Source organism: Arthrobacter sp. 05T442 (assembly GCF_056395945.1).
In genome coordinates this window covers 21,771-43,218 of record NZ_JBFTKM010000012.1, presented here as the reverse complement: position 1 = coordinate 43,218, position 21,448 = coordinate 21,771, and the positions used below count along the sequence as shown (strand labels likewise).

Genomic DNA, 21,448 nt, shown 5'->3' with positions numbered 1-21,448 from the left:
GTCCGGCCGCGTGCCGGGCCGGTTATCGGGCTGGTTCAAAGGCTGCCCTGTCTGCTGTTTATCTACGTCCGGCCCCACGACTTCAATCCTATGCCCAGGGACTGACTAAACTGGAGGCTGAATCCGGCGTCGATACCAGGAGGAAAGTCCCTGTGAAGGTTTTTGGAGAGCACCCACGTGCCGCGGTTGCCCTGATGGCAGCCGGCACGGTACTGGCTTTGGCCGCATGCACGCCGGCCAGCACCGGGACTGGCACGCAGACGCCGTCGCCGTCGTCCGCAGGTGAATCCGCAACCGCGCAGTCCTCCACGACGGCACCGCCGAGCCCCTCCGCGGCGCCCGGCACCTCTGCCACCGTAGGCGCCTTGGTTCCCGGATTCCCCGAGAAACTCCTGCCGCTGATGCCGGGCGCCAAGGTTGTCTCCAGCAGCTTTGACAAGACCACCGTGCCCGCAACGGCAGCGATCGTCGGAAGCATCGCGTCGCCGGCCGCCGACGTCCTGGCCTATTACACCAAGGAGCTTGAGGCGCAGGGCTTCAAGGCCGTGCCCGGGGAAACCGTGGGCACAGTGCCATCCAAGGACTACCTTCGCGGTGACAACGAGACCGTGAACATTTCCGTCGTGGAGACCGCCGGCGTGTCCACTTTCACCATCGGCGCGAATGTCGCTGCCGAGTCCGTCAAGTGACGCTCGCCGAACAGTTGCGCCTCGAGCAGACGGCTTACGTCGCTGCGGTCGCCGGCAAGCTCACCGATTTCCTGACCAGCCGCCAGGCGGTCATGTCGTCGATCTCCCAGGACATCGATCCGCTCATGGGATCGATCTCGAACCTGGTCACGGGCGGCAAACGCCTCCGTGCCCTCATGTGCTACTGGGGATGGCGCGGTGCAGGCGGGGAAGCCGGCGCCCGCGAGGTGGTCACCGCCGGCTCGGCCCTGGAGCTGTTCCAGGCCGCTGCCCTCATCCATGACGACATCATCGACCGCTCCGACACCCGCAGGGGCGGCCCGAGCGTCCACCGCCGCTTCAGCGAACTGCACGAGACCCAGGGATGGGCGCTTGATCCGGAGCGGTTCGGCCACGCCGCCGCAATCCTGACCGGCGATCTCTGCCTGTCCTTTAGCGAGGAATCCTTCACGGAAATCGGTGACAGGGCCGCTTCCGGAAGCCAGGCGAGGCTCATCTTCAACCTTATGCGCGCCGAAGTCATGGCCGGGCAGTACCTGGACATCCTGGAAGAGGTTGCCGGACCGCGGCGGGACCGCGCCGGTGCGGTCGGCCGGGCCCAGTCCATCATCCGGTTCAAATCGGCAAAGTACTCCACCGAGCACCCCCTGGCGCTGGGGGGCGCCCTGGCCGGTGCGGGCGACGAGCTGCTGCGGGGCTACTCCGCCTTCGCCCTGCCCCTGGGCGAGGCGTTCCAGCTGCGCGACGACGTTCTCGGCGTCTTCGGCGACCCCGTCACTACCGGCAAGCCCGCCGGGGACGACCTGCGCGAAGGCAAGCGGACGGTCCTGGTGGCCTTCGCCCTGGACCAGGCCTCGCTTGCCGAATCCGAATTCATCGACGCCAAGCTGGGCAGCCCCGAGCTCAGCGACGCCGATGTGGCGGAGATCCGCCGCATCATTGTTGACTGCGGGGCGCTGCAGGCCACGGAAGTCCTGATCGAAGAGTTCGGGCGTGCCGCCTTCGCCGCTTTGGACCTCCTGCCGCTGGAGGAGCTGCCCAAGACGGCGCTCCGGAAACTGGCCGAGGCGTCAGTGAGCCGGGCCGCCTGAGACGTTCGCTGCCAGACCTCCTGGACAGGGCTTAAAGAGTCGAAGGCCGTGCGCAACAGCGCACGGCCTTCGGTCATTTCCTCAGAAGTACTACCAGGCCAGGGACTGCGCCCGGCGGCGGATCTCCGTTTTGCGCCCCTCGCGGAGGGCATCGATCGGGCGCCCGCGCAGGGACTCATCGGGCGTGAACAGCCAGGTGATCAGTTCTTCGTCCGAGTAACCGGCGTCCGAAAGGACCACGACAGTCCCCTTCAGGCTCTCCACGGCGTGGCCGTCCTGGATGAAAGCTGCCGGTACGGACCGAATGCGCCGGTCACCAATTCTCACAGCAGCCAGCGCGCGTTCGTCCAGAAGCGCGTGGACCTTGGTAATTGAAACGTTCAGAAGCTGTGCGACATCGGGCAGGGGCAGCCATTCGCCCACAAGGCTTTCTACATTACTCACGGATAAAGATTGCCACGGCTGATGCCCCGGCGCCTAGTCGGCGCCAGGCTTGGACCGTCACTTCTGCCGCAGTCTCCCCGCACCGCGGCCGGGCCGGGCCCGGGCGCTGGCCAACACCAGGGTCGGCACACGGGCCCACACCGGAGCCGACACTCCGTGAGGGTGTGTTTGCCGATCGTCAAACAGTTCTTGTGCTAATTCCCAATTCATGAGAGATTCACATAGATCACATTTGTAACACTAATAACTTTTGTCACACTGGTACCACCAGTAACACGGCCTGACATGCAGCGTTGCCGCTGAGAAGAGGATCTTTCCCATGACGACGTCACGTTCGCCAAAGCCCCACCCGAGGCCTAGCCTGCCGATGATTGCCGCGACAACCGCGGCCCTCCCGGCTGTCATGCTGTCCTCCATGGCGCTGGCCCAGCCGGCTGCGGCAGAAGCCCGCCCGCGCGCCATCCCGGCAACCCTGGCGGCCGCCATGCGCGCGCAAGCGCAGGCAGCCACGGCAATGTCGTTGCAACCGGCAGTCATCCCTGCCGGGGCCGTATCCGCGGCAATCCCCATGACCTTCATGCCTGCCCAGGCACCGGCACCGGCCGAATACACGATCGCCCGGGGCGACACCATCAGCGCCATCGCCGGGCACTACGGCCTGGACGTCTACGAGGTGCTGAAGCTGAACAACCTGCAGGCCAGCACCATCATTTACCCCGGGCAGAAGATCAAACTCACCGGCTCAGCTGCTGCCCCGGCACCGGCATCCCAGCCGTCGGCTCCCGCTGCTGCGCCTTCCGCCGGCGGCAGCGACTACACCGTGAAGTCGGGCGACACGCTCAGCGCCATCGCGTCGCGCAACGGCGTCAAACTCTCAGATGTGTTCGGCTGGAATGGACTCAACGCCCGCTCGATCATCTACCCCGGCCAGAAGATCAAGCTCGGTGGAGGTGCGGCCGCTCCGGCCCCCTCCGCTCCCGCTGCGCCCGCACCTGCACCCGCAGCTCCTGCTCCCGCCGCACCGGCCAGCTCCGGTTCCTACACCATCAAGTCCGGTGACACCCTCTCGGGGATTTCCGCCCGGAACGGCGTCAAACTCTCCGACGTGCTTTCCGCCAACCGGCTGACGATGAGCAGCATCATCTACCCCGGGCAGAAGCTCGTGATCCCGGGTGCGTCCATCGCACCGGCTTCGAGCCAGCCTGCGGCCACAGTAACGCCGCTGGTGCCGAGCACGTTCCTCGGTTTCAGCTACCCGGCCGCCGTGGTCGACTCGGCGAACCAGAACAAGGCGCTGCTCAACGCCGCACCTGTGCCGAGCCGCGAACAGATGAAGTCGATCGTTACGGACACGGCACGCCGCATGGGCGTGGATCCGTCCCTCGCGCTGGCGTTCGCCCTCCAGGAGTCCGGCTTCAACCAGCGCGCCGTTTCGCCGGCCAACGCGATCGGCACCATGCAGGTCATTCCGTCTTCGGGCCAGTGGGCCTCGGACCTCGTGGGCCGCAAGCTGAACCTCCTTGACCCGTATGACAACGCCACGGCCGGCGTCGCCATCATCCGCCAGCTGGTCCGCGCCAGCCCCGACCTGGACCACGCCATCGCGGGGTACTACCAGGGGCAGTACTCGGTCAGCGTCCACGGCATGTACGACGACACCAAGGACTACGTGGCGGCCATCAAGGCCAACCAGAAGCAGTTCAGCTAGGTCCACGACTCAGGCGGGGGTGTGCGCGGGCGCAGCCGCTGAATCCGCTTCAGTTTTGCCCTACCGATTTGCCCTACGGGCCCGGATCGCATGTCGATCCGGGCCCGTTTCCGTGCAACGACTAGGATTGTAAAGTGCAGGAATATGCGTCGGACCCTCTCGTTGGAACCCTCGTCGACAACCGCTACCTGATTCAGTCCAGGCTGGCCCGCGGCGGGATGTCCACCGTCTACCTCGCCACGGACAAGCGCCTGGAGCGCGACGTGGCGCTGAAGGTGATGCACCCGCACATGGCGGACGACCCGCAATTCCTGGATCGGCTGGGGCGCGAGGCCAAGGCCGCGGCGAGGCTTTCCCACCCGCACGTCGTGGGCGTGCTGGACCAGGGCGAGGACGGCCGGATCGCCTATCTGGTGATGGAGTACATCAAGGGCCACACGCTGCGGGACGTCATCGATGACAAGGGCGCGCTCTCCCCCCGCCTCGCTCTCGCGCTGATCGATCCCGTCGTCGAAGGGCTTGGGGCCGCGCACGCGGCAGGCCTCATCCACCGGGACATCAAGCCGGAGAACGTGCTCATTGCCGACGACGGCCGGATCAAGCTCGGCGACTTCGGCCTGGCGCGGGCAATCTCGACCTCCACCAGCACGGGAGCCCTGATCGGAACCGTCGCCTATCTCTCCCCGGAACTGGTGCTGGGCAGGCAGGCCGATGCCCGCAGCGACATCTACTCCGTCGGCATCATGCTCTATGAGATGATCACGGGACGGCAGCCGTTTGACGGCGAAGTGCCCATCCAGGTCGCCTACCAGCACGTAAACTCGGCCGTGGCTGCCCCGTCGGTGGCCGTGCCGGGGCTGGCCGCCGAGGTGGACGAGCTGGTGCAGTGGTGTACCGCCAACGACCCCGACAAGCGGCCCGTCGACGGAGACGCGCTGCTGTCGGAGCTACGGCATATCCGGACCAACCTGAGCGACGCCGAGCTCGACCTCCAGCCCCCCGCTGCCGTCCGAAGCCCTCTGCCGGCCGTGGCCGCCCCGCCGGGCCGGCCCCCGGCACAGGCCCCTACCGAGATGCTCCTTGGCCTCCCGCAACCGACCGAAGTGATTTCCCGCAGCGGCAACCCCACCACGATCATGTCCGCTCCGCAGCCGCGCCCCGCCTACGGCCCGTTGTCCGCCCCCGGGGAGCAGCCGTTCCGCGACGTTCCGGAGGAGGACGGCGATCCGGGCCTCCCGGCCAGCAAGAGGGCACAGCGCAAGCAGGACCGCGACGAGGAGAAGGCCCGCCAGCGTGCGGCTGCCACGCCCCTCAGGACGCTTCGTGAGGGCAACGGACGACGCCGGGGGCTGCTGTGGGTCCTCGTGCTGGTCATTGTGGCACTCCTGGCTGCCGGTGCCGGCTGGTTCTTCGGCATGGGACCCGGTTCGCCCGGAACCATCCCCCAGCTGGCCAACAGGACTGTGGCGGAGGCGCAGCAACTGCTCCGGACTGCCGGCTTCCAGTCCACCGTCAAAGACGTCTTCGACGACAACGTCTCGCCGGGACTCGTCGTCGCTTCCGAACCCGTTGCCGGCCAGGTCATCCGGAAGTTCCAGCCGGTGTCCCTCGCCGTCTCCAAGGGTCCCGAGCTGTTTCCGCTGCCGGATCTGGGCGGCAAGACCCTGGACCAGGCCAAGACGGCCCTGAACGCCGCAGGGATGGCGCTGGGGCCGGTTACCGAGACATACGACGAGTCGGCTGCCGCCGGGACCGTCCTGGCGCAGGCTCCACGCAGCGGCAATCCGGTGAAGCACGGCACGCCCGTGAACCTGACGGTGTCAAAGGGTCCCCAACCCATCCCGGTCCCGGACGTGCGGGGCCAGGAGCAGGACGCCGCAGTCAAGTCCCTGGAAGCTGCCGGGCTGAAGGCCATGATCTCTCCCGAGACCGTCAATGACCGGAAGGTCCCCAAGGGATCCGTCGTTGCGCAGGACCCGTCGTCGGGCAACCTGACAAAGGGCGGGACCGTCACCCTGACGGTCTCCAAAGGCCCGAAGCTCGTGGACGTCCCGAGCTTCATCGGCAAGCAGGCCTCGGTAGCCCAGCAAGCGCTCGAGGATCTCGGCTTCAAGGTCAAGATCGACAAAATCCTGGGCGGCTTCTTTGGCACCGTCCGTGACCAGGAGCCGGTGAACACGAAGGTGCCCGAGGGCTCCGTCGTCACGCTCACCGTGGTCTGACCGGAGCCGGCACCCGTTTACGGCAGGCGCACCCCAAAAAGGATCCGCCCGGCTGAACCAGCCGGGCGGATCCTTCTTTGGACAGAATCTCAGCGTTTGGAGAGCGCACCCGCCACGAGGAACGCCATCTCCAGCGACTGCATGTGGTTCAGTCGCGGATCGCAAACCGATTCATAGCGGTCCAGGAAGGCTTCCTGATCGATGGGATCGGCCCCGCCCAGGCACTCGGCGACGTCGTCGCCGGTCATCTCCACGTGCAGGCCGCCAGGAACGGTCCCGAGCGCATGGTGGACCTCGAAGAAGCCGCGCACCTCATCAATGACGTCATCGAAGTTGCGGGTCTTGTAGCCGTTCGGCGATGTGACCGTGTTGCCGTGCATGGGGTCGGTGACCCAGAGGACCTTCGCCCCGGAGGCAGTGACCCGCTCGACGATGGGCGGCAGCTTCTCGCGGATGTTCGTGGCACCCATCCGGGTGATGAAGGTCAGGCGGCCCGGCTCGCGGTCCGGATCCAGCTTGTCGATCAGGCGCAGCGCGTCATCGCCGGTCGTGGACGGCCCGAGCTTGACGCCGATGGGGTTGCGGACGCGGGAAAGGAAGTCAACGTGCGCGTGGTCCAGTTCGCGGGTGCGCTCCCCGATCCACAAGAAGTGCGCGGAGGTGTCATACGGCAAGCCGGTGCGCGAATCGATTCGGGTCAGGGCGCGTTCGTAGTCCAGGAGCAGGGCCTCGTGGCTGGCGTAGAACTCCACGCGTTTGAGCGCCTCGAAGTCGGCCCCGCAGGAGGCCATGAACTTGATGGCACGGTCGATGTCGCGCGCCAGCGACTCGTAGCGGGCGTGGGCGGGGTTTTCCGTGAAGCCCTTGTTCCACTGATGCACGAGGCGCAGGTCCGCGAAACCGCCCTGGGTAAATGCCCGGATCAGGTTCAGCGTCGAGGCCGAGGTGTGATAGGCCTTCAGCATCCTGCCGGCGTCATGCGCGCGGGATTCGGGGGTGAAGTCGTAGCCGTTGACGATGTCGCCGCGGTAGGCCGGCAGCGTGACGCCCTCGCGGGTTTCGTCGTTAGAGGAACGCGGCTTGGCGAACTGGCCCGCCATGCGTCCCATCTTGATGACCGGCATGGCTGCGCCGTAGGTCAGGACAACAGCCATCTGGAGGATGGTCCGGACGCGGGCGCTGATCTTGTCCGCGGTGGCGGCCTCGAACGTCTCGGCGCAGTCACCGCCCTGGAGCAGGAACGCCTTGCCCTGCGCAGCCGCCGCAAGCCGCTCGCGAAGGATGTCCACCTCACCGGCGAACACGAGGGGCGGAAGGACGGAAAGTTCCTTCACGGATGCTTCGAAGACCGCCTGGTCCGACCACGTGGGCTGCTGCGAGGCCGGGAGTTCCCGCCAGTTGTCCAGTCCTGGATAGTTGGCGGCACCGCTCTGGGCGGTACTGGTCAGCGGGGAAACGGATTTCTCAGATAGCTCGGTCACCCTCTAAGGATAGTTGGCCCGGCAGCCATCGGCGGTCCGGCCGCGTCATTGACAGTTCCGTCGCCGTCACACGCGCCGTGCGTCACCAGCCTGCCGTCACCAGCCTGCCGTCACGAGCTCCCGGGGGCGGCGGGACCGTCTTCGGTCACCGGCGGCGGCCCCTGCTCCTGTTCCCTGGCCTTTCCAGCGAGCCGAAGTTTGACGACGGCGGCGTACTCGTCGACGTATTCCTGCCCGGACAGCCGCATGAGCGCATACATGATCTCGTCGGTGACAGATCGCTGGATGAGCCGGTCGTCCTCCATGCCGTAATAGCGGCTGAAGTCCAGCGGTTCGCCGAAGATCATCCCGATGCGCCGGATGTTGGGCATCCGCTTCCCGATCGGCTGGACCTTGTCCGTTCCGATCATGGCGACCGGGATCACCGGAACGCGCGCCTGCAGGGCGAGCTTGGCCACGCCCACTTTCCCCCGGTAGAGCCGGGCATCGGGACTGCGCGTGCCCTCCGGGTAGATTCCCAGAAGGGAACCGTCCTTCAGGACGCCCATGCCGGCATCCAGGGACAGCGCCGAGGCTGCTCCCCCGGACCGGTCCATCGGCAGCTGGTTGGTGAGCCGGAAGAAAGTTGCCGTCAGCCTGCCTTTGATCCCCTTGCCGGTGAAGTATTCGGATTTAGCCAGGAACACCACGGGCCGGGGAACCATGAGGGGCATGAAGATGGAATCGGAGAAGGACAAATGGTTGGAGGCCAGAATTGCCGCGCCTTCGGCGGGGACGTTGTCCAGGCCTTTGACCCACGGCCGGAACAGAGTCTTCAGCACCGGCCCAAGAACAAAGGTCTTCATGAACCAATAAAACACGTGGTGTCCCTCTCCGGCAGGCGTCTGGCCGGCCCTTCGTCGGGCCCGGCGCGGACTTCAATGACACCCTACTCTAGTGAGTTTTGTCCCGAAGGGTGACACGATGGGCGCATGAGTGAAAGCAGCAATCCGGCGGCTCCTGCGGCTTTCAGCTACCCCGGCCACGGAGCCAACGCAGGCATCGGCGTGGCCATCTGCCACGGCTTCACCGGCAGCCCGCTGAGCATCCTTCCCTGGGCCAGGTACCTCGCCGGCCGCGGCTTCGCGGTTTCCGTTCCGCTGTTGCCCGGGCACGGTACGCACTGGCGGGACCTCGCCCGCCATGGATGGCAGGACTGGTACTCGTCCTTCGAAACGGCGTACTTGGAGCTCGCAGCCGGAACCCGGGACTGCTACGTCGCCGGCCTGTCCATGGGCGGGACCATCGCACTGCGTACCGCTGCGCGACACCGTGTCACCGGCGTGGCGGTGGTAAACCCCGGCCTGAGCTTCTATGACCGCAGGGTCAGGTTCATTGGGCTCCTGAAGCATTTCCAGCGGACCACCGTGCCGATCCAGGAGGAGAACACCACGGCGTCGCCTACTGACGACGGCGACTACTCCCTGACGCCGCTCGCCGCCGTCCACCAATTGCGCCGGTTGTTCGCCGCGACGCTCCGGGACCTCCCCGCCGTCGACGCCCCTGCGCTGGTCTTCGCATCGGACCATGACGCTGTCGTCCCGCCGTCGTCCCTGGCACTTCTCACCAAACGCCTGGGATCCCGCGACCTGGAGGTGGTCCGTCTGCCAGGCAGCGGCCACGTCGCGACGCTCGACGTCGATGCGCCGCTAATCTTTGACCAGTCAGTCCGCTTCTTCCTGCAGCACGCATCCTCCCGAACATCGTCCGCGGCAGTTTCAGGCACAGCGGCTTCAGACGCAGCACCCGCAGACTCAGCCCACTCGGAGACACCATGAGCATCCTCCCGGACCACTCGCCGTTCAGCAGCCCGTTCACCGGAAGCGGCCCCCGGACGGGCATCGTGGTCTCCCATGGATTCACGGGGAGCCCGCACGGTGTGCGGGACTGGGCACAGTCGCTGGCCGCGGCGGGATTCGCCGTGCGCATGCCCCTGTTGCCGGGGCACGGGACCAGTTGGCAGGAGCTGGCCAGGACACGGTGGCAGGACTGGCACACCGCCCTGGACGCCGCCTATGCGGAACTCGCTGCCGAATGCGACTTCGTCTTCGTCGCGGGCCTGTCCATGGGCGGGGCGTTGGCGCTGCGGATTGCCGCCACCCGTCCTGTCGCGGGGGCCGTCGTTGTCAACCCGGGGCTGGTCATTGACGACCCCCGGGCTCCGCTCGCAGGGGTCCTCAAGTTCGTCCTGAAGAGCACCCCGGCGATCGCCAATGACATCCTCAAGGCAGGCATGGACGAGGGCGCGTATCCCCGGACTCCGGTTGCCGCTGCCTATGAGCTGAACAAGATGTTCAAGGACACCGTGCGGCTGCTGCCCCGCATTACGGCGCCAGTGCGGGTATACCGCTCCGACGTGGACCACGTGGTGTCAGGCGCGAGCATGGCTGCGCTGCGCCGCGGGCTGGTACACGCCCCGCTGGAGGTGATCCGGCTTCAAAACAGCTACCACGTGGCTACCATGGACAACGACGCTCCTGGGATCTTCAGCGGCACGGCCGAATTCATGCGCTCCGTCGTGGCTGCCGGAAACCCGGGTGCCGCCCACTCGAGCTCGAAGGACACGGCACATGACTAGACCGGATCCCAACTCCCCGGACCCCGGCGCCAACCAGGACGACGCCGTCTGGCTGGACCTTGTTGCCAGGCTGGAAGCAACCCCGGCCCGGCAGGACGACCCCCGGCCCGGGGGAAACGGCACGGACAGCCCGGCCGGGCCGGCAGACCCGTCTGCAGCCCCCCGGACTTTCCGGGACTTCGATCCCCTGGGGCTCTCCGTCCCGGCGCCGGTCGAGCTCTCTGCAAAGGAACGGCTCACCCCTGGCCAGGACATTCCGCCGGCCGGCAGTCTCGAAGCGGGTGCGGAAACGCCCCCCGGCCCCCGCGACTATGAGCCCGACGACGACGGCGGCGGTTTTGTGCCTGAGGAGCCGCCCAGCCTTGCCGGCGCCGATCCGATGAGCGTGCTTGCGTGGCTGGGGGCCGTCGGCGGCCCGATTGCGCTCCTGCTGTCAGCGATGTTCTGGCGCTCGGCGCCGCTGCTGGCCATCCTGGGCATGGTCGCAGTCTTCGCGGCCTCGGTGGTCTTCCTGATCATGAAGCTGCCGAGTGAGAAGGACGAAAACGACGACGGAGCCCGCGTCTAGGACACCGTGCCTGCCCGGAATGCCGGGACCTAGCTGTGCATGCGGCTGCTGACCCGGGAAAGGTCGGCAGCGCCGATCAGCCCGGCGTTGGGGCCGAGCGCCGCGAGTTCGATCGTTGCAGCGGGGCGGAAACCGCGCCCGGTCAGGTTCCGCGCGAAGGCCTTCCGGGCCGGGGCTGCGAGGAGTTCGCCGGCGTCGCAGAGTCCGCCGCCGATTACGAACTTGCCCGGGTCCAGGGCGGCGGCAAGGTTGGCCAGTCCCAGGCCGAGCCACTCCCCGACGTCTTCAATGAGTTCGCGGGACGTCGGATCGCCGGCCTTGGCAAGTTCGGTGACGATCACGCCTGTGATGCGCTCAACGTGCCCGTCCACCGCTTTCAGCAGTTCCTGGGCGACCGGTGAGTTGGCGGCTGCCAGTTCCCGGGCCTCGCGCCCGAGCGCGTTGCCTGAGGCGTACTGCTCCCAGCAGCCACGGTTTCCGCACTCGCAGCGGTGGCCGCCAGGCATGATGATCTGGTGGCCGAATTCCCCGGCCACACCGAAGCGGCCGCGTTCGACCCTGCCGTCCATAACCATGGCGCCGCCGATTCCGGTGCCCAGGGTGATGCAGACCAGCCGGTTCTCGCCCCGCCCCGCGCCGAAGCGCCACTCCGCCCATGCTGCGGCATCCGCATCGTTCGTCAGCAGCACAGGCCTGCGCAGAAGGCGCTGCAGGTTCTCCCGCAACGGTTCGTTGCGCCAGGCCAAGTGAGGGCTGAACAGGACGGTTCCGCCGTCGAGGTCCATCCACCCGGCGGCGCCGATCCCGACCGACCAGATCCGGTGTCCCCGGCCGAGCTCTTCGACCAGTTCGACAATGACCTGTTCCACGGCGCGCGGGTCATTGCCCGGCGTGGACCGTTTCGCCTGGCTGAGGATGCGCCCCTCCGCATCGACGACGCCGGCGGCGACTTTCGTTCCCCCGATGTCGACGCCGATGGCCAGGCCCTTGCGGCCCAGCCGCAGGTGCGAACGCAAGCCCTCGTCCGCCGCCACGGTACCGGCATCCGCCAGTGCCCTGCGCCGCCAGGCGGCAGTCCTCCGGTGCGGGACGGGCTGCTGGCCGGGCGTTGGTGTGTGCATGGTTCCCTATTCTATTCGGCGCGCGCAGCCGCCCGCCCAGGGCCCGCCGTCGCACGCCCGTGTTGGCGGCCGAACGGCCCATAAGTGGCGGAACAGCGGGCGTGACCGTAAAGTTACTCGCCAGTAGGTAATGCAGATCACGCCCGGCGCGGACCGCATACTACTCTTAGCTGTACCCCCTGCGGGTCTATGGATATCAAAGGAGCTATCGTGCGAGAAATCAGTGTCCCGCCCCTGGCGTTCGTCGCCCCGGAATCGAATGTCACCGATCTGGTGCTGCGCCAGGCGGCCAAGGCCTCGGACCCCGCACTGTTCTCCCGGCTCGACGCGGCAGGCCAGTGGCAGGACGTCCGGGCCACCGATTTCCTCGCCGATGTGTCGCTGCTCGCGAAGGGCCTCATGGCCAGCGGCGTTGCAGCAGGCGACCGGGTCGGCATCATGTCCCGCACGCGGTACGAATGGGCCCTCGTTGACTTCGCCATCTGGTTCGCCGGCGCCGTCTCCGTCCCCATCTACGAAACGTCGTCCCCCTCTCAGGTCGCCTGGAACCTTGGCGATTCGGGCGCCGTGGCCGCGTTCGGCGAGTCAGCCCACCACGAAGACATCATCCGCCAGGCAGCGGCGTCCGAGGGGCTGACGGCCCTCAAGAACGTCTGGCAGCTGGCCGGCACCGGCCTCGACGAGGTCCGCGCGGCAGGCACCGGCATCACCGACGAGGAGCTGGAGGCGCGGCGCAGCGGGGCCCGCCTCGCGGACATCGCGACGATCATCTATACGTCCGGCACCACGGGCCGGCCCAAGGGCTGCGAGCTCACCCACGGCAACTTCGTCGAACTCTCCGAGAATGCACTGGCGACGTCGCTGGCCAGCATCGTCCACGAAGAGGCCCGGACGATCATGTTCCTGCCGCTTGCCCACGTCTTCGCACGCTTCATCTCGGTGCTGGCAGTCGCTGCAGGTGTCACGGTCGCGCATACCCCGGATATCAAGAACCTGCTGCCGGACCTGCAGAGCTACCGGCCCACCTTCATCCTCGCGGTGCCGCGGGTGTTCGAAAAGGTCTACAACTCGGCGCTCACCAAGGCCGAGGACGGCGGCAAGGGCGCCATCTTCCACCGCGCGGCCGACACAGCGATCGCCTACTCACGCGCACGACAGGCCGGCAAGGTGGGACTGGGCCTGCAGCTCAAGCACTTGGTGTTCGACAAGCTCGTCTACGGCAAGCTCCGGGCCGCCATGGGCGGCCAGGTCTCGCACGCTGTCTCGGGCGGCGGACCGCTCGGCGAACGGCTCGGACACTTCTTCCAGGGCATCGGCATGCAGATCCTGGAGGGCTACGGTCTCACGGAAACCACGGCGCCCATCACGGTGAACACGCCGCAGCTGATCAAGATCGGCACCGTAGGCTCGCCGTTGCCCGGAAACGCTGTCAGGATCGCCGACGATGGCGAGATCCTCGCCAAGGGCGTGTGCGTCATGCGCGGCTACTACAAGCGCGATGACCTGTCGGCCGAAGCCTTCGACGACGGCTGGCTGCGCACCGGGGACATCGGCCGGCTCGATGAGCAGGGTTTCCTGACCATCACGGGCCGCAAGAAGGAGATCATTGTGACGGCCGGCGGCAAGAACGTGGTCCCTGCCCTGCTCGAAGACCAGATTCGGGCCGATGCCCTGGTCTCCCAGGTGCTGGTGGTGGGAGACAACCGACCGTTCATCGGCGCCCTCGTCACGCTCGACGAGGACGCGCTCCCGGGCTGGCTGGGCCGCCACGGGCTGCCCGCCTCGACCTCGCTCGCCCAGGCGGCCGGGAACCCGGCGGTCAAGGCCGCTGTCCAGGAACTGATCAACCGTGCCAACCAGTCGGTGTCACAGGCCGAGGCGATCAAGTCCTTCCGGATCGTGCCGGCAGACTTCACCGAGGCATCCGGCCATCTGACGCCGTCCATGAAGGTCAAGCGGGCCCAGGTGCTGAAGGACTTCGAGGACGTGATCGAGGAGATGTACGCCGCGAAGCGTCCCACCCACGCCTGAGCGCCAGCGCCCCACTAAGGCAACGCGGGGTCACATACAGCCCATCGGAGGCCCTCTGATGGGCTGTATGTGACCCCGCGTTGTAGCTGCTATTCGACGACGAGCAGCAAGTCACCGCCCTGGACCTGCTCGACCGCGCCGACGGCGAGGCGCGACACCGTGCCGGCTACCGGCGTCGTGATGGAGGCCTCCATCTTCATGGCCTCGATCGTGGCGACAGTGTCGCCGGCCTTGACGGTTTCCCCTGACTTGACCGTCAGGGTGACGGCACCGGCGAACGGCGCTGCGACCTGGCCGGGCTGGGAGGTATCGGCCCGTTCGGCGGCCTTGACGTTGCTCACGACGGAACGGTCACGGACCACCACGGGCCGGGACTGTCCGTTGAGCGTGCACATCACGGTGCGCATGCCCTTCTCATCGGGCTCCGAGACCGCTTCGAGCGACGCAATCAGGCGCACGCCCTTCTCCAGCTCGATCTCGTGCTCCGCGCCGCGCTGCAGGCCGAAGAGGTAGTCCCGGGTATCGAGCACCGAGAGGTTGCCGTACGACTCCACGCTCTTCAGGTAGTCCTTCGTGGGACCGGCGAAGAGCAGGCGGTTAAGGGTGTGCTGGCGGGTCTTGGAGTCCGCCTTGAGCGCTGCGCTGTCCTCGGGGCTGAGCTCGACGTCGCGGACCTTGACGGTGCGGCCCTGCAGGGCCTTGGTCCGGAACGGCTCGGGCCAGCCGCCGGGAGGATCGCCCAGCTCTCCGGAGAGGAAGCCGATCACGGAATCGGGGACGTCGTATTTCTGCGGGTTCTCGTTGAAGTCCGCGGGGTCGGCGTTGAGGCCGACGAGGTGCAGGGCAAGGTCACCCACCACCTTGGACGACGGCGTTACCTTCACGAGCCGGCCGAGGATGCGGTCCGCCGCGGTGTACATGTCCTCGATGGCTTCGAATCGTTCGCCGAGTCCCAGCGCGATCGCCTGCTGCCGCAGGTTCGAGAGCTGGCCGCCCGGAATCTCGTGCTGGTAGACGCGGCCGGTGGGACCCGGCAGCCCGGACTCGAACGGCGCGTACATGCGGCGGACGGCCTCCCAGTACGGCTCCAGGGCGCAGACGTTGGCCAGGTCCAGCCCCGTGTCGCGGGGTGTGTGGGCCAGCGCCGCCACGAGCGCCGAGGCGGAGGGCTGGCTCGTCGTGCCGGCCAGCGAGGCGGAGGCGACGTCGACGGCGTCCACGCCGGCGTCGACCGCCGCGAGGAGGGTGGCCAGCTGTCCGCCCGCAGTGTCGTGCGTGTGCAGGTGGACGGGGAGGTCGAACTTCTCCCGCAGGGCCGTCACCAGGCGCGCGGCCGCGGCAGGGCGCAGGAGCCCGGCCATGTCCTTGATCGCAAGGATGTGCGCACCGGCGTCGACGATCTTCTGTGCCAGCCCGAGGTAGTACTCCAGGGTGTACAGCTTTTCGTCGGGATCCATCATGTCCGCGGTGTAGCACAGGGCGACCTCGGCGACGGCGGTGCCCGTTTCCCGCACGGCGCGGATGGCCGGGGCCATCTGGTTGACGTCGTTCAGGGCGTCGAAGATGCGGAAGATGTCGATTCCGGTGGCAGCGGCCTCGTTGACGAACGCTACTGTGACCTCTTCCGGGTAGGGCGTGTAGCCCACAGTGTTGCGGCCGCGCAGGAGCATCTGCAGGCAGATGTTCGGCAGCGCCTTGCGCAGCGCCGCGAGCCGGTCCCAGGGGTCTTCGCCCAGGAAACGCAGGGCGACGTCGTAGGTGGCGCCGCCCCAGGCCTCCACCGAGAGCAGTTCGGGCAGAAGCTTCGAAACGGCCGGGCCGGCCGCCACGAGGTCCCGGGTCCGGACACGGGTCGCGAGCAGCGACTGGTGGGCGTCACGGAAGGTCGTGTCCGTGACGGCTACGGCGGCCTGGCCGCGCAGGTCCTTGGCGAAGCCTTCCGGGCCCAGCTCCAGGAGCCGCTGGCGTGAGCCCGGCGCGAAGGCGGAGCCGTCCAGGACCGGGAGCTTGGCGGCGGGGTCCGAGTGGACTGTCAGCTCACCGTTGGGCTTGTTGACCGTGACATCGGCGAGCCACGTGAGCAGTTTGGTGCCGCGGTCCGCGGAGACCCGGGCCTTCAGCAGCTCGGGGCGTTCGTCGATGAACGAGGTGGCGACGTTGCCGGCGACGAAGTCGGCGTCGTCCAGGACGGCCTGCAGGAACGAAATGTTGGTGGACACGCCGCGGATACGGAATTCGGCGAGGGCACGCCGCGCGCGGGCCACGGCTGTGGGATAGTCGCGGCCGCGGCAGGTCAGTTTCACCAGCATCGAGTCGAAGTGCGGGCTGATCTCCGCACCCGAGTAGACGGTGCCGCCGTCGAGCCGGACGCCGGCGCCGCCGGCCGAACGGTAGCCGGTGATCTTGCCGACGTCGGGCCGGAAGCCGTTGGCCGGGTCCTCGGTGGTGATGCGGCACTGAAGGGCCGCGCCCTTGAGGTGGACGCTCTCCTGCGAAAGGCCCAGGTCCGCGAGGGTCTCGCCGGCAGCGATGCGCAGTTGCGCCTGGACGAGGTCGACGTCGGTGACTTCTTCAGTGACAGTGTGTTCGACCTGGATGCGCGGATTCATCTCGATAAAGACGTGCTGGCCGGCCCGCTCCCCCACGGTGTCGACGAGGAACTCCACGGTGCCGGCGTTGACGTAGTTCAGTGCCTTGGCGAACTTCACGGCATCACGGTAGAGCGCCTGCCGGATGCCTTCGTCGAGGTTCGGTGCGGGCGCGATCTCAATGACCTTCTGGTGGCGCCGCTGGATCGAACAGTCGCGCTCGAAGAGGTGCATGACGTTGCCCTCGGCATCGGCCAGGATCTGGACTTCGATGTGGCGCGGGCGCAGGACAGCCTGCTCCAGGAACATGGTGGGGTCCCCAAACGCAGCGTCTGCTTCACGCATGGCCGCCTGCAGGGCTTCCGGCAGGGCTTCCCGGGTGTCCACACGGCGCATGCCGCGGCCGCCGCCGCCGGCAACGGCCTTGGCAAAGATGGGGAAGCCGATCTCGTCAGCCGCGGCGATCAGCTCATCAAGATCCTTCGACGGCTGGCTGGACTTGAGCACGGGGACGCCGGCCTCGCGGGCAGCGGCAAGGGCAGCGACCTTGTTCCCGGCAAGTTCCAGGACTTCCGCCGGCGGTCCGACGACCGTAATGCCCGCCGCCTGGGCCGCGCGTGCCAGCCGCGGGTTCTCCGACAGGAAGCCGTAGCCGGGGTAAATCGCGTCCGCCCCGGATTCCTTCGCCACGCGCACGACCTCGTCGACGTCAAGGTAAGCCCGGACGGGATGGCCCTCCTCGCCAATCAGGTATGCCTCGTCTGCCTTCTGGCGGTGGATCGAGTTGCGGTCCTCGTTAGGGAACACGGCAACGGTCTTGGCACCCAGCTCGTAGCTGGCACGGAAGGCCCGGATCGCGATTTCGCCGCGGTTAGCCACCAGAATCTTGGAAAACATACTTCTCCTGCATCATCGCGGGTGTATCGGTAAGTGGTCACAGTGTCTAAGACCGGCGTAGTCAAACACAAATCATTGTGGCGACCATCACAGCATTATGCGTCACGGATCCGGCAATAGGCAGGGGGGCCGGGCCGGCCCCCGCTCCGTTATCCGCCGGGTTCCCCGACGTTCTGCCGGCCCGGCGCCGGATGAGACGGGTTTAGCCGGAGCATCAACATATGATGAGGGGGTGGGTGGCGCATGCACGCCCCGGCTCCGAAGAACGCAGGAGCCGGCACGACCCCGTCTCGGCAACCGGCGTTAGGTATTGGTTTTTCAAGTGCAAGTAGTCAGCATCAGCAGCCTCAAAGGCGGTGTCGGCAAGACATCCGTGACCACCGGACTGGCATCTGCGGCACTGGCCGCCGGCATCCCGACCCTCGTCGTCGACCTTGACCCCCACGCGGATGCGAGCACGGCACTCGGGGTGAGCCTGAACGGCCAGCTCGATATCGGCCGGATGCTCAAGGCCCCCCGGAAGGCGCGCCTGTCCGACAACGTCGTTCCCAGCGGCTGGGTGGAACGCGCCCGCAGCAACGGCTCCGCCACAGCTGTCCTTGACGTCGCAGTGGGCTCGGCGTACACGGGCATCTATGACCGCCCTGACCTCGGCCGCCGCGACCTGCGCAGGCTGTCCGCTGTGCTGGCGGGCGCCGGTCGGTATGACCTGGTCCTGGTGGACTGCCCGCCCTCACTCAACGGACTCACCCGGATGGCGTGGTCGGCCAGTGACAAGGTAACGCTCGTCGCCGAGCCCGGACTCTTCTCCGTTGCAGGCACGGAGCGGACCATGCGCGCGATCCAGTTGTTCCGCAATGAGTTTGCCCCCAAGCTGTCCCCGGCAGGGATCGTGGCCAACCGCGTGCGCAGCGGCTCCGCCGAGCACACGTTCCGCCTCTCCGAGATGCAGTCCATGTTCGGCGAGCTGTTGCTCACCCCGCACATCCCGGAGCAGGCAAACTGGCAGCAGATCCAGGGCGCCGCCCACTCGATCCACCACTGGCCTGGAGATTCCGCCAAAAACGCCGCGGCACTGTTTGACGTGCTGCTGGAGAACCTGATGAAGTCCGCTGGCCCGGCCCCGGCCGGCACCGTCCGCGACCGCAGCAAGCGCTAGGCGCCTCCGCCCGCACACCCGGTCGTTGAACATCCGGCGAAGGCCGCCTCCCGATCGGGAGGCGGCCTTCGTGTTATGTCCATGGAATGTCGGGCGTAGGGGGCTAGCTGATCTTCCGTGCGGCCCGCCGCTTGCTGAGTTCGTCGTCGGGGAAGGACTGGTCCGAGACATGCTCGCTGGGGAGTGCCGCGAGGCTGCCTTCGACTTCCCGCCAGACACGGCCGACGGCGATGCCAAAGACGCCCTGGCCGCCCTGGACCAGATCGATGACTTCATCGGCCGAGGTGCACTCATAGACACTCGCGCCGTCACTCATGAGGGTGATCTGGGCGAGGTCCTCGACGCCGCGTTCCCGAAGGTGCTCGACCGCGGTGCGGATCTGCTGCAGCGAGACGCCGGTGTCCAGGAGCCGCTTGACCACCTTGAGGACGAGGATGTCACGGAAGCCGTACAGCCGCTGTGAGCCTGATCCTGCGGCGCCGCGGACGGCGGGCTCCACGAGCCCGGTCCGGGCCCAGTAGTCGAGCTGGCGGTACGTGATGCCGGCTGCTTTGCACGCGGTGGGCCCGCGGTAACCGGCGTCCTCGTCCAGAACAGGAAGGTCCTCGGTGAACAGCAGGCCCTGGGCACCGCTGGCGGGCACGGCGACACCAGCCGCCGAGGCCTGCTTGAGCTCGCCTGCTTCGCCTTTCGGACTCACGTGGACCCTCCTTGTCATGGGTTCCCCTGAATAAGTTGCAGCGGCAGCCAGCTAACTCAGCAACAACGAATAAAAATTCATCCGTGTAATTTAGCCGGGAGTGCATTTTCCAGTGTGACTTGCGCGGCTACCGTATGCAATGGGAACTTGTACCTCCGACGTTAGGCCTGCCAGAGCCCAAGGTCAAAGACGTTCGCGCTATTCGGGGGGCGTGTCGAAACTTTCATCCTCGACTTTAACCTTGGCGTCGCCCCGGAAAGCCTGAAAGGACCTCAGCCGGCGAAGTCCTCGGGTTCAACGTCGTCGAGAAATTCGCGGAAGCGCCGCAGTTCGCCTTCTTCGTCCACGGCAGGTCCGGGGTGCGTATCCTCGCCCTCGTCGTGTTCGGTAATCCGGACGCCCGCCTCGTCCATGACGGCGTCGGCGCACCAGATCCGGCACTTGGCACGCAGCGCAAGCGCCAGCGCATCCGAGGCCCGCGAGCTCACCGTAGTGCCGTTTTCGAATTGCAACTGACCGTAGAAAACGTTGTCCTCCACGGCCACGATGTTGACGCTGACGATGGTGTGCCCGAGGGACTCGACGACGTCCACCAGCAGGTCATGGGTCATCGGCCTGGGCGGGACCACGCCCTGCTGCGCCAGGGCGATGGCACTGGCTTCCGGCGTGCCGATCCAGATCGGCACGTGGCGCTCCCCGTGGATTTCCTTGAGTAGGACGAGCGGCTGGTTGGACGGTAACTCGATCCGCACGCCGACAATCTCCACCTCAATCATCAGATGTCCATCCGTGAGATGCGGTCGTGGACCAGCGCCTGGTGCAGCGACAGGCAGAGGTCGCTGATTTCCCGCGCGGCCTCGGCCGCGCGGGCATGCGAGGCGGCGTCCTTGCGTGAGGTCAAGGTGGCGACCGCGCGCTCCACGAGCCCGAATTCGCGTTCCGCGGCCGCCTGGAAGGGCCGCAGGTGCCGTGGCTCCAGGCCGTGGCTCTCCAGCTGCACGCAGGCGCGCGCGACCTGCAGGGCGTGTTCGTCGAATTTGCCGTTGACGTGGCCGATCAGGCCGAAGCTCAGGAGGGACTCCAGGAGCGGGACGCTGGCGCCGGACTCGGCCCTTAGCTGTTCCTCGCTCAACCGCCGCGCGCGGCTCTGCAGCTCTGTCGCGAGCTCGTCGGAGACGATTCTCGGGGAGACCGTGACGCCCGCCGGCAGGTTGTCCGGACGTTCGCCACGGTCAATTGCGTCAAGATAGTCCTTAATGACCTTCAGCGGCAGGTACTGGTCGCGCTGGAGGGCCAGCACGAACCGCAGCCGTTCGACGTCGCTCTCCGAGTACTGCCGGTAACCGGCAGGTGTCCGCTGCGGATTGATGAGCCCCTTTTCCTCAAGGAACCGGATCTTCGACGCCGTCATGCTGGGGAAGTCATCGCTCAGCTGAGCCAGGACTTCCCCGATGTTCAGAACCTGGGGTCCGCGCCGTTCAGCTTGTGCCATAGCCACAGGCAGCTACCCCGGGATCAGACGTTGCCTGCTGCGCGGGCAGGGCTCAGGTAGAAGGTGAGGCGGAACTTGCCGATCTGGACCTCGTTGCCGGACTTCAGCTCGACGCTGTCGACGCGGTCGTGGTTCACGTACGTCCCGTTCAGGCTTCCGGTGTCCACGACTTCAAAGCTGCGGGCCGTACGCCGGAATTCAACGTGGCGGCGCGAGACCGTGACGTCGTCCAGGAAGATGTCGGCGTCCGGGTGGCGGCCCGCCGTCGTGACGTCGGAGTCCAGGAGGAAGCGGGCGCCGGAGTTGGGTCCGCTGTGTGCGACCAGGAGGGCCGACCCAAAGGGCAGGGCCTCCACGGCAACCCTCTCCTCGGAAGAGAGCTTCGGGGTGAAGGTGGGTTCGTCGCGCACCGGAGTGAGGTTGATCGACGTGGTCTCCGAAGCCTTCACTCCACCCGTGCCGTAACCGTCACCGGTGTCGTTCCGTTCGTGCCCAAACATTGAGTCCTCCTCATTCGTTGCAGGTGTCCCCCCTGCAAACAACGCATGCCGTCCGGAAAAGCCCCGCAGTTCCGGTAATGAGCCCTTCGGCGGGGCGTTGCTTGGCTTGTGCCCCCAACGCCCCGGCCCGAATGACCTGT

18 protein-coding genes are annotated in these 21,448 nt (G+C 67.0%); 9 read left to right on the top strand and 9 right to left on the bottom strand.

The window, feature by feature from the left end:
* Positions 1 to 152: 152 nt before the first annotated feature.
* Both AC1DES_RS12720 and AC1DES_RS12715 read left to right on the top strand, forming a co-directional pair.
* Positions 153 to 689, top strand: coding sequence for a hypothetical protein (locus AC1DES_RS12720; protein ID WP_476896064.1), 537 nt, complete (start codon positions 153 to 155; stop codon positions 687 to 689).
* On the top strand, positions 686 to 1,780 hold the full coding sequence (locus AC1DES_RS12715) for a polyprenyl synthetase family protein (protein ID WP_476896063.1): 1,095 nt from the start codon (positions 686 to 688) through the stop codon (positions 1,778 to 1,780). The genes AC1DES_RS12720 and AC1DES_RS12715 overlap by 4 nt, the downstream gene beginning before the upstream one ends.
* 90 nt (positions 1,781 to 1,870) lie before the next feature.
* Here AC1DES_RS12715 and AC1DES_RS12710 read toward each other — a convergent pair whose 3' ends face one another.
* Entirely contained in the window at positions 1,871 to 2,224 is a 354-nt protein-coding gene (locus tag AC1DES_RS12710; protein ID WP_476896062.1) for an Rv2175c family DNA-binding protein, read from the bottom strand.
* Positions 2,225 to 2,543: 319 nt separating this feature from the next.
* On the opposite strand from AC1DES_RS12710, the gene AC1DES_RS12705 reads away from it, so the two are divergent.
* On the top strand, positions 2,544 to 3,932 hold the full coding sequence (locus AC1DES_RS12705) for a lytic transglycosylase (RefSeq protein WP_476896061.1): 1,389 nt from the start codon (positions 2,544 to 2,546) through the stop codon (positions 3,930 to 3,932).
* Between the two features lie 134 nt (positions 3,933 to 4,066).
* Positions 4,067 to 6,154, top strand: a complete 2,088-nt coding sequence (locus AC1DES_RS12700) for a Stk1 family PASTA domain-containing Ser/Thr kinase (RefSeq protein WP_476896060.1) — start codon at positions 4,067 to 4,069, stop codon at positions 6,152 to 6,154.
* Between the two features lie 89 nt (positions 6,155 to 6,243).
* Here AC1DES_RS12700 and AC1DES_RS12695 read toward each other — a convergent pair whose 3' ends face one another.
* Positions 6,244 to 7,635 (bottom strand): class II 3-deoxy-7-phosphoheptulonate synthase, encoded by a 1,392-nt coding sequence (locus AC1DES_RS12695; RefSeq protein WP_476896059.1) that lies wholly within the window; start codon positions 7,633 to 7,635, stop codon positions 6,244 to 6,246.
* Between the two features lie 110 nt (positions 7,636 to 7,745).
* Complete coding sequence (locus AC1DES_RS12690; RefSeq protein ID WP_476896058.1) at positions 7,746 to 8,495, bottom strand: lysophospholipid acyltransferase family protein; 750 nt, start codon at positions 8,493 to 8,495, stop codon at positions 7,746 to 7,748.
* A gap of 111 nt (positions 8,496 to 8,606) precedes the next feature.
* On the opposite strand from AC1DES_RS12690, the gene AC1DES_RS12685 reads away from it, so the two are divergent.
* The 3 genes from AC1DES_RS12685 to AC1DES_RS12675 are packed head-to-tail and all read left to right on the top strand — an operon-like array spanning position 8,607 to position 10,820.
* Positions 8,607 to 9,452, top strand: coding sequence for an alpha/beta hydrolase (locus AC1DES_RS12685; protein ID WP_476896057.1), 846 nt, complete (start codon positions 8,607 to 8,609; stop codon positions 9,450 to 9,452).
* The gene (locus tag AC1DES_RS12680) at positions 9,449 to 10,252 is read left to right on the top strand and encodes an alpha/beta hydrolase (RefSeq protein ID WP_476896056.1); all 804 of its coding nucleotides are present in this window, start codon (positions 9,449 to 9,451) and stop codon (positions 10,250 to 10,252) included. The genes AC1DES_RS12685 and AC1DES_RS12680 overlap by 4 nt, the downstream gene beginning before the upstream one ends.
* Entirely contained in the window at positions 10,245 to 10,820 is a 576-nt protein-coding gene (locus AC1DES_RS12675; RefSeq protein ID WP_476896055.1) for a hypothetical protein, read from the top strand. Before AC1DES_RS12680 ends, AC1DES_RS12675 begins: the two co-directional genes overlap by 8 nt.
* A gap of 29 nt (positions 10,821 to 10,849) precedes the next feature.
* On the opposite strand, the gene AC1DES_RS12670 is transcribed toward AC1DES_RS12675, so the two are convergent.
* Positions 10,850 to 11,941 carry an ROK family glucokinase gene (locus AC1DES_RS12670; protein ID WP_476896054.1) on the bottom strand — a complete coding sequence of 364 codons (1,092 nt, stop codon included), beginning with the start codon at positions 11,939 to 11,941 and terminating at the stop codon, positions 10,850 to 10,852.
* Between the two features lie 210 nt (positions 11,942 to 12,151).
* Between AC1DES_RS12670 and AC1DES_RS12665 the strand changes: the two genes are divergently transcribed.
* Positions 12,152 to 13,972 (top strand): AMP-dependent synthetase/ligase, encoded by a 1,821-nt coding sequence (locus AC1DES_RS12665; RefSeq protein ID WP_476896053.1) that lies wholly within the window; start codon positions 12,152 to 12,154, stop codon positions 13,970 to 13,972.
* A gap of 89 nt (positions 13,973 to 14,061) precedes the next feature.
* On the opposite strand, the gene AC1DES_RS12660 is transcribed toward AC1DES_RS12665, so the two are convergent.
* The gene (locus AC1DES_RS12660; protein WP_476896052.1) at positions 14,062 to 17,457 is read right to left on the bottom strand and encodes a pyruvate carboxylase; all 3,396 of its coding nucleotides are present in this window, start codon (positions 17,455 to 17,457) and stop codon (positions 14,062 to 14,064) included.
* Between the two features lie 322 nt (positions 17,458 to 17,779).
* Between AC1DES_RS12660 and AC1DES_RS12655 the strand changes: the two genes are divergently transcribed.
* On the top strand, positions 17,780 to 18,616 hold the full coding sequence (locus AC1DES_RS12655; protein WP_476896051.1) for a ParA family protein: 837 nt from the start codon (positions 17,780 to 17,782) through the stop codon (positions 18,614 to 18,616).
* A gap of 103 nt (positions 18,617 to 18,719) precedes the next feature.
* On the opposite strand, the gene AC1DES_RS12650 is transcribed toward AC1DES_RS12655, so the two are convergent.
* The 4 genes from AC1DES_RS12650 to AC1DES_RS12635 form a co-directional block, all read right to left on the bottom strand.
* The gene (locus AC1DES_RS12650) at positions 18,720 to 19,316 is read right to left on the bottom strand and encodes a MerR family transcriptional regulator (protein WP_476896050.1); all 597 of its coding nucleotides are present in this window, start codon (positions 19,314 to 19,316) and stop codon (positions 18,720 to 18,722) included.
* 272 nt (positions 19,317 to 19,588) lie between these two features.
* Positions 19,589 to 20,092, bottom strand: coding sequence for a bifunctional nuclease family protein (locus tag AC1DES_RS12645; RefSeq protein ID WP_476896049.1), 504 nt, complete (start codon positions 20,090 to 20,092; stop codon positions 19,589 to 19,591).
* Positions 20,092 to 20,808, bottom strand: a complete 717-nt coding sequence (gene ftsR, locus AC1DES_RS12640) for a transcriptional regulator FtsR (protein ID WP_476896048.1) — start codon at positions 20,806 to 20,808, stop codon at positions 20,092 to 20,094. Before ftsR ends, AC1DES_RS12645 begins: the two co-directional genes overlap by 1 nt.
* 23 nt (positions 20,809 to 20,831) lie before the next feature.
* Positions 20,832 to 21,308: an FHA domain-containing protein gene (locus tag AC1DES_RS12635; protein ID WP_476896047.1), complete on the bottom strand. Its 477-nt coding sequence runs from the start codon at positions 21,306 to 21,308 to the stop codon at positions 20,832 to 20,834.
* Positions 21,309 to 21,448: the final 140 nt, after the last annotated feature.

Excerpts from the sequence above, each read along its gene's own strand:
- AC1DES_RS12705 (WP_476896061.1), top strand. The coding sequence starts at position 2,544 with ATGACGACGTCACGTTCGCCAAAGCCCCACCCGAGGCCTAGCCTGCCG.
- AC1DES_RS12685 (WP_476896057.1), top strand. The coding sequence starts at position 8,607 with ATGAGTGAAAGCAGCAATCCGGCGGCTCCTGCGGCTTTCAGCTACCCC.
- AC1DES_RS12680 (WP_476896056.1), top strand. The coding sequence starts at position 9,449 with ATGAGCATCCTCCCGGACCACTCGCCGTTCAGCAGCCCGTTCACCGGA.
- AC1DES_RS12675 (WP_476896055.1), top strand. The coding sequence starts at position 10,245 with ATGACTAGACCGGATCCCAACTCCCCGGACCCCGGCGCCAACCAGGAC.
- AC1DES_RS12670 (WP_476896054.1), bottom strand. The coding sequence starts at position 11,941 with ATGCACACACCAACGCCCGGCCAGCAGCCCGTCCCGCACCGGAGGACT.
- AC1DES_RS12660 (WP_476896052.1), bottom strand. The coding sequence starts at position 17,457 with ATGTTTTCCAAGATTCTGGTGGCTAACCGCGGCGAAATCGCGATCCGG.
- AC1DES_RS12645 (WP_476896049.1), bottom strand. The coding sequence starts at position 20,092 with ATGATTGAGGTGGAGATTGTCGGCGTGCGGATCGAGTTACCGTCCAAC.
- ftsR (WP_476896048.1), bottom strand. The coding sequence starts at position 20,808 with ATGGCACAAGCTGAACGGCGCGGACCCCAGGTTCTGAACATCGGGGAA.
- AC1DES_RS12635 (WP_476896047.1), bottom strand. The coding sequence starts at position 21,308 with ATGTTTGGGCACGAACGGAACGACACCGGTGACGGTTACGGCACGGGT.